Here is a 7,982-nt window from a genome sequence, read left to right as displayed (position 1 = left end):
AGTCTTATACCACAAGGCTTTGATATGCATATTGGAAACTCCTTAGTTATTTGCAGGAGTCTCAAATGTTTCGTAACTTATTCATACTCGAATTTATAAAAAATAAAAAAGCAGCTTTGCTGCTTGGGGTTGTGTTGTAATTATAAAAATGATTTTTGTTTTTAAAAGAGGTTTTAAATTAGTTTTTTGCTTCCTGATGTTTTTTGATTAATTTTTCTATGGCTTGTTGACTTTTGCAATCGAATTTTTTTATAGAAAGAATTCTTACTTCAATACGACCATCGGGAATCTTGATTTGTACTATGTCACCGGCTTTTTTGCCTAAAATTCTTTGCGCGATTGGAGTATCTGGCGACATGACAAAGTCTATATTATTACATTCTGGATATTCGTTTTTTTGGAATAAATAGGCGTCCCAATAACCTAAAATGGCAGTCTTTTCAACTTCTTTATTCTCTACATATAACAACTCGGCTACTGTACCAACGGAAACTTTTGAGGGTTCAATGTTCATGTCATCTATAAAACGCGCGCTGGCTAAATCAGAAAAAACACGATTAATTGTTTCTATAGTCAGTTGCAGTGTAGTGTCTAACATAGGGATATGGCGACCGGCGCCTATTTCGCCGCTTTTATCGTAATCATCTATTAATTCTTGCATTTCTTTTTTAAGTTTTTTCTCTAAACCACCGTTTAACGCTGTAAGTAATCCAAATGTATTTCTTGTCATTAAATATGATGGTGTTTCTAACAACTAGTATCACTCCTCTGTGATAAATATAATTTTAATGGGCGGGGCAGGATATGCAGATGCAATATCATACATAAATACCAGAATGTACATATGTTAGATATTTTAAGCGAAATTGTCAACCCTTATTTAATATTGACTTAACTTAAGCCGAGCAAACGACTATCTTTTTAATATACTTAGAAAGGCTTCTTGGGGAATATCTATTTTCCCAAAACGTTTCATTCTTTTCTTACCTTTTTTTTGCTTTTCAAGAAGCTTTCTTTTTCTAGTAACATCCCCCCCGTATAATTTAGCAGTTACATCTTTTCTAAGAGGTGGGACATCTTCTCTAGCCAATACCTTAGAACCAATTGCTGCCTGAAGAGAAACTTCAAACAATTGACGTGGAATTGTTTCCTTGAGTTTTTTTACAACTCCTCGCCCAATATAGAGAGATTTTTCCCTTGGAATAATAACAGCAAGGGGTGGGATTACATCACCTGCAATCAAAATATCTAATTTTACCAAATCAGCTTTTTTAAAATCTGTGAATTCATAATTTAAAGAAGCATAACCGGAACTAACACTTTTAAGTTCATCATAAAAATCAACAATAATTTCTGAAAGTGGTATTTCATAAATTATTAAGGCTGTTTTAGAATCTATATAATCTAATGCTTTATAATCTCCTCTTCGGCTTTGGACTAATTCCATAACCGGACCCATATGATTAGAGGGCGTTATAATTTCCAATTTAACTATTGGCTCTTGAATTTCCTGAAAAGTTCCGGGGGTTGGCATTTCATTGGCACTGTTGATAATATATTCACTACCATCTTGCATAATTATTTTATAGGAAACAGACGGAGTTGTTATAATAAGATCTTGATTAAATTCCCTCTCTAATCTTTCTCTTATAATATCCAAATGCAAAAGACCTAAAAACCCAACACGAAAACCAGATCCTAAAGCTGGGGAGGTTTCAGGCTCGAATGTTAATGATGCATCATTTAGTTTAAGTTTTTCTAAAGCTTCTCGTAACTCATTGGGCTCACCAGAAGTTGAATATAAAGATGCATAAACAAAAGGCTTTATTTGCTTATAACCAGGTAGAGCTTCCTTAGACATTTTTTCATCATCATTTAAGACCGTAATCGTGTCACCAACCTTTGCTTCGGAAACATCTTTAAGGCCAGTAACAAGATATCCTATTTCTCCTTCTTCAATTTTTCCAGTTGAAATAAAATCAGGATTTAAATATCCTACTTCTAATGCTTCGGCAGCTTTGCCTGTAGCCATAAAGCATATCTTGTCTCCTTTTTTTATTTGCCCACTTTTAACTCTGATAAAGGTTACAACACCTTTATAGTTATTAAAATTAGAATCAAAAATAAGAGCTTTTACTTGCTTTTCTGATGACTGAGGAGCCGGCACTTTTTCAATAATTTTATCTAATATTTGAGTTATGCCCTTTCCTTCCTTAGCTGAAGCTAATAAAATTTCATCTTTTGATATATTAAGAAGATTTATTATTTCTTGACTTACTCTATCAACTTCCGCTCCAGGCAAATCCACTTTGTTTATTACCGGAATTATTTCAAGACTTTGATCGGATGCTAAATATAAATTCGTTAAGGTTTGAGCTTGTATCCCCTGAGTACCATCAACAACTAAAATAGCGCCTTCCACTGCTGCAAGAGAACGGGAAACTTCATAGGTAAAATCCACATGACCTGGGGTATCGATAAGATTTAACTCATAACCTTTCCAGTTCATTCTTGCTGGTGCAAGCTTTATTGTAATACCGCGCTCCCTCTCCAAATCCATTCGGTCTAATGTCTGTTCTTTAATTTTATCCTTGGGAAGCGTGTTCGTGATTTCCAAAAATCTATCAGCTAAAGTTGATTTACCATGATCAATATGCGCAATAATTGCAAAATTTCGAATTTTATCTTTATCCATAGAGATACATTATATTAGATTTATTAATAATAAAAAAGTGTATAAACAACGACCTAGATTCAACAATAATAATTAATTTTTCGATTCGTCAGAATCTGATTGCAAATAAGAAGGAGTGCGCTTGAAGATATTTTTAAAACCCTTAATTTCATCACAGCCAAGGATATAAGCAAGGAAAAAGTAAACACCTGCACCAGCAAAAATTACGAACAAGGTCTGGACAGTAAAACCCAACACAGGATGGATTGGGTTGATAATAGGACTAATCACATATTTTAAACCCTGGATGCTAATTGCCATAGCCGCTGAGGCAATAATTATTTTGCTTAGTGAATTGATAATTTTTCCATCGTTCAATCCGCCTAACCTTTTATGAAGAGCAATAAGTAATATTAACATGTTGACAAAGCTTGCAATTGTAAAGGCAGCAGCTAAACCTACAACTGCAAAGGTTATACCATTCTTAGGATCAGCTACATATTGATCGAAAAATTTTGGCAGTGTTATGCTGCCAATAATATTAACTAAAACCGCAGAAAGTGCAGCATAAAAAGGAGTTTTAGTATCTTTTAAAGCATAAAATGCTCTAACCAAAATAAGAATTAATGCCTGAGCAAAAAGACTCAAAGCAAAAACTCCCAAAATAGCTGCAGTTAATTTTGTATCAGTGAATTTAAAAAAGCCATAGCCTAATAGCAACCTTACAATTTGACCCCTAAGAAGGATTAATCCTAAAGAAGCAGGAATTGCAAAGAATAGAATTTGCCTAAAAGAGGTAGATAGTTCATTTATAAATTCCTCTGTTTTATTCAAAGAAGCATAATCAGCTAAAAGAGGGAAAACAACTGTAGCAAACGATAAACCAAATACAACGACAACAAAAGCCTGTATATCATTGGCATACATCAAGTATGTAATTGATCCTCCACCAATTAAAGAGCCAACAATAGTAATAATAAATAAATTTGCTTGGCTGGCAAGAAGACCTCCAATTCTAGGAGGAGCTAATTTTAACATTTGCCTCAGAGATTGATCAGTGGCATTGAAAACAAATTTATATCTATAGCCTGTTTTTAAAACTGGGACAAGTTGGATTAATAAATGTAAAAAAGCACCAATAAGAACACCGTAAGCCAATCCGAATATACCATATTTAGGAGCTAAAAAAATAGCGCCAAAGATGATGCCTAAATTATAAAAGATAGGGGCCAAAGCATATGCTACAAATTTTTTGAATGAATTCAAGACACCACCAATAACACTTGATAAACCCATTAGTATGGGCTGTAAGAGCATTATTTGAATTAGCTTAGCAGTTAATTCTTTCTCTTCAGGTGAAAATCCTGGAGTTAAGCCGTGGATCAAAAAAGGAACCATAAAGAATAATATAATAGAAAAAATACTTGTAGCTATAATAGTAAAATTTATTATATTATTTGCAAACTTAAAGGCGTCTTCTTTGCCTTTGTTATTCAAATGGTCAATAAAAAAAGTAATAAATATAGAAGATAAAACGCCTAAAACTACCAAATTATATATCAAATCAGGGAACCTAAAAGCTGAAAAATAAATTTTTAAAAGATCAGACTTAAAGTGCAAGTTAAAAACAATATCTTTCCCCAAACCCAAAACATTACTACCAATAGCAGCAATCATAAGAATTAGCGTTGCCCTATTTTTCGAAAATTCTTTCATTAAAATAATTATATCATAAAGAAGCAGCCTATAGGCTGCTTCTTTGATTCTAAATAGTCTCTTTTAAGATTGTGCTTCGTCTGGTTTGAATTCTGGTTTTTCCGGCTGAGGTATTTTTTTATCTTCTTGAACTTCTTTTTCTTTTACTTCAATATCCTCGGATTGCTTCTTACTAACCTTTTGTTTCCCAAAAATCTTTTCAAATTCTTCACTTTCTATAGTTTCTTCGGTAATTAATTTGTTTGCTATATCTTCAAGTTTTTGTTTATTATCATCAATAACTTTTCTAGCTGTTTGATGCGCTTCATTTATTATTCTTGCAAATTCTTCGTCAATTTCAGATGCGATCTTTTCGCTATAATTTTTATGCTCGCCTAATTCGCGACCGAGAAAAACTAATTCTTCTTTATGACCAAAGGTTAATGGCCCTAATTTTTCACTCATGCCAAATTCTGTAACCATTCTTCTTGCTAATTTAGTCGCTCTTCTTAAATCATTTTCAGCGCCGGTTGTTATTTCGTGAAATTTTTCTTCTTCAGCGCTTCGCCCGCCCAACATCATGGCTAAATCATCCATAAATTTTGAGCGAGAATATAAGTGTTGATCTTCTGCGGGTAAATTCCAAGTATATCCTGCGGCCATACCACGCGATACAATTGATACCTTATGAACCGGATCGCAATTTGGCAACATTTTTGCAACTAATGCATGACCTGCTTCATGATAAGCGGTTATTATTTTCTCTTTATCAGAAAGAAGTCTTGATTTCCTTTCAGGTCCTAATACCACTTTTTCAATAGCGCTTGTTAATTCGTCTGTGGTAATATGTTTTTTGCTACGCCTTGCCGTTAATATTGCTGCTTCGTTAACAAGGTTTGCAAGATCTGCTCCAGAAAATCCAGGGGTTCTTTGGGCTATTTTTTTCAAGTCCACATCAGATACCAGCGGCTTATTTTTAGAATGAACTTCTAAGATTGCTTCTCTATCTTTAAGGTCTGGCGATTCTAAAACAACTCTTCTATCAAATCTTCCCGGCCTTAAAAGGGCTGGATCAAGCACATCCGGTCTGTTTGTTGCCGCAATAATGATAATATTTGTATCCGTATCAAAACCGTCCATTTCAACTAATATCTGATTCAAGGTTTGTTCTCTTTCGTCATGAGAACCGCCTAAACCAGCACCTCGTTGTCTTCCCACTGCATCAATCTCATCGATAAATACTATACATGGCGCATTTCTTTTAGCTTTTTGGAACAAGTCCCTAACCCTAGATGCCCCAACGCCAACAAACATTTCTACAAATTCAGAACCAGATATAGAAAAGAATGGTACGCCTGCTTCACCTGCTACTGCCTTAGCTATTAAAGTTTTACCTGTACCCGGAGGCCCTACCATCAAAACACCCGTTGGTATCTTTGCACCAATAGATGTAAACTTAAGCGGGTTTTTTAAAAAGTCAACAATCTCAAATAATTCTTCTTTTGCTTCTGCTGCGCCTGCGACATCTTTAAAAGTAATTTTCTTCTTATCCTGTCCAAATAATCTAGCCTTTGATTTACCAAACGACAGGGCTTGGTTAGATCCAGACTGAGCCTGCTTCATTATAAAATAGAAAAATCCGACTATCAGTAAAAAAGGAAGAACTGTAGAAATAATCCCGAGGAGGAATGTTCTGTCCTCAGGCGGTTTATAATCAATTCTAACTTTACTTGGATCAATCCCATAATCCTTAACTAAAGATTCATTTGGATTTTTATTACTCGCTTGCTTCTCACCATTTTTTAAAACAATATTTAACTTTGTTCCTTCTTCAGTAATATTTTCTATTTTGCCATCTTTCACTTCTTGTATTACTTCACTTAAATCTACTTTTTTAGGCTCTGGCTGCTGCGGATTAAAAAAAGTATAAGCTGTTGCTAAAAGTAAAATAATAAAAATGAAGTATATAAAGTTTTGTGATATCTTTTTCAATTTTCCTCCTGAGGCTTCGGAATATATATTCTTTGCCGAAGCCAAAGCCCGCCAAAAACTGTAAGTGAGGGCGGGCACGATATTAAGTTATTATTTTAAACACTTAGTTTATTAAAATCAATGGCTAAAAATTTCTTAGTTGTTTTAGTAGCGACCGCTAGATTACCCTGACGTATTCCTAATGCTCCTAATATCTTATCATTTTTATCTACTATTATGGGAATTAAATTTCTTAATCTTTTAGGTATTTTAAGATCAACAAATAAATCCTGAACTTTTTTTGTTCCGTTAAAGCCAAGCGGCACAAATCTATCACCAGGCATGAATGATCTTATAAAAATAGGCAATTCTATTTTCTGAAAATCGTAATTAAAAAAGTTGGCGCTGATTTTTTGTTTTTTTGATAATTTAATAAATAAATCGGCTTCTTTGATAACATTTTTGCCTATTCTAAGTTTCCGTTTTTTGATCTTGGTCTTAGGTAAAGTGTCTTTAAATAATATCAAATCATCATAATCGATTAATAATATCAATTTGCCAGGAAGAATCATCATTTTCCCAACCTCTGAAGATTCTATCAAATTCAAAGAATCATGAATATTTTTACTGGATATATTTTTAAAACTGCCTGAGACCTGCCTAAAGCCTTCTTTTAGAATAAGTGCTTTTAGGCTATAGTCAATTTTTCTAAAAATATTTCTATCTAGAATAACTGCTCCGAGCAATTTCTTTTTTTCAATTTTTTTGTATAGTTTAAATATTTTAGACTCAGTTTCTTTTATCAGTCGTCTTAACAAAATAGACTTTGCAAAAACTTTGTATTTAAAATTTTTATCTTCTTTTTCAAAACTAGGTATAAGTTTATGTCTCAAATAATTTCTACGGATTCGCAAATCATAATTTGATTTATCCAAACGAAATTTTAGGTTATGCTCTTTTTGATATCTCTCTATATCTTTTCGCCAGAAATTTAACATTGGCCTAACAACCAAAATTTCATATTTATTTATAATACGCCTGGTTATAAAATCCATCCCAGATAGACCTTGGGATTTTGCACCTCTTATAAAATTTAATAAAACTGTTTCAATCTGATCATCAGCATGATGAGCCGTAATTATTTTGTTGATATTATTTTTTTTGGCAATAGAATTAAAAAATTTATACCTTTCTTCTCGAGCTATTTCTTCTAAATTTCCTTTTCTCTTTTCAGAAATTTTTTTTATATTAACTTTTTTTGTCTCAAATCTATAACCATGTTTAATTGCTATTTCCTGTACGAATTTTTGGTCTAAATCAGCATCTTTGCCCCTAAGACCGTGATTAAGATGGGCAATTATAATTGAAAATTGATATTTCTGTTTTAAATTATGCAAGATATCTAATAAAACTATCGAATCAATCCCGCCGGAAATTGCTAAAATTATCTTTTCTTTTTTATCAAAAAGCTTACGTTTTATAATATTTTGCTGAACTTTATTAATTAAATCCATCATTATTATTCTAACATTTACTAAATCCCTATCATAGAAAAACATAACTAAATCAGCCTTTTTTAAAAGGGGCTAATAAATTATTGATTAAATTAAACTACTTTCCAAACACTCTTTTAAACTGTCCG

The 7,982-nt window shown here is 32.8% G+C and carries 5 protein-coding genes; all 5 read right to left on the bottom strand.

Annotated features, from left to right (window positions below):
• Positions 1-178: 178 nt before the first annotated feature.
• Positions 179-730: a hypothetical protein gene (locus COX95_00185; protein ID PIZ86683.1), complete on the bottom strand. Its 552-nt coding sequence runs from the start codon at positions 728-730 to the stop codon at positions 179-181.
• Positions 731-913: 183 nt separating this feature from the next.
• Positions 914-2,695, bottom strand: coding sequence for an elongation factor 4 (locus tag COX95_00180; GenBank protein PIZ86682.1), 1,782 nt, complete (start codon positions 2,693-2,695; stop codon positions 914-916).
• 72 nt (positions 2,696-2,767) lie between these two features.
• On the bottom strand, positions 2,768-4,390 hold the full coding sequence (gene mviN / locus COX95_00175; GenBank protein ID PIZ86681.1) for a murein biosynthesis integral membrane protein MurJ: 1,623 nt from the start codon (positions 4,388-4,390) through the stop codon (positions 2,768-2,770).
• 63 nt (positions 4,391-4,453) lie between these two features.
• Complete coding sequence (locus COX95_00170; GenBank protein PIZ86684.1) at positions 4,454-6,361, bottom strand: cell division protein FtsH; 1,908 nt, start codon at positions 6,359-6,361, stop codon at positions 4,454-4,456.
• Between the two features lie 95 nt (positions 6,362-6,456).
• On the bottom strand, positions 6,457-7,899 hold the full coding sequence (gene tilS, locus COX95_00165) for a tRNA lysidine(34) synthetase TilS (GenBank protein PIZ86680.1): 1,443 nt from the start codon (positions 7,897-7,899) through the stop codon (positions 6,457-6,459).
• Positions 7,900-7,982 lie beyond the last annotated feature (83 nt).

The organism is bacterium CG_4_10_14_0_2_um_filter_33_32 (assembly GCA_002792735.1).
Taxonomy (GTDB): Bacteria; Patescibacteriota; CPR2_A; order CG2-30-33-46; family CG2-30-33-46; genus CG2-30-33-46.
This window is presented reverse-complemented; position numbering and strand designations above follow the sequence as displayed.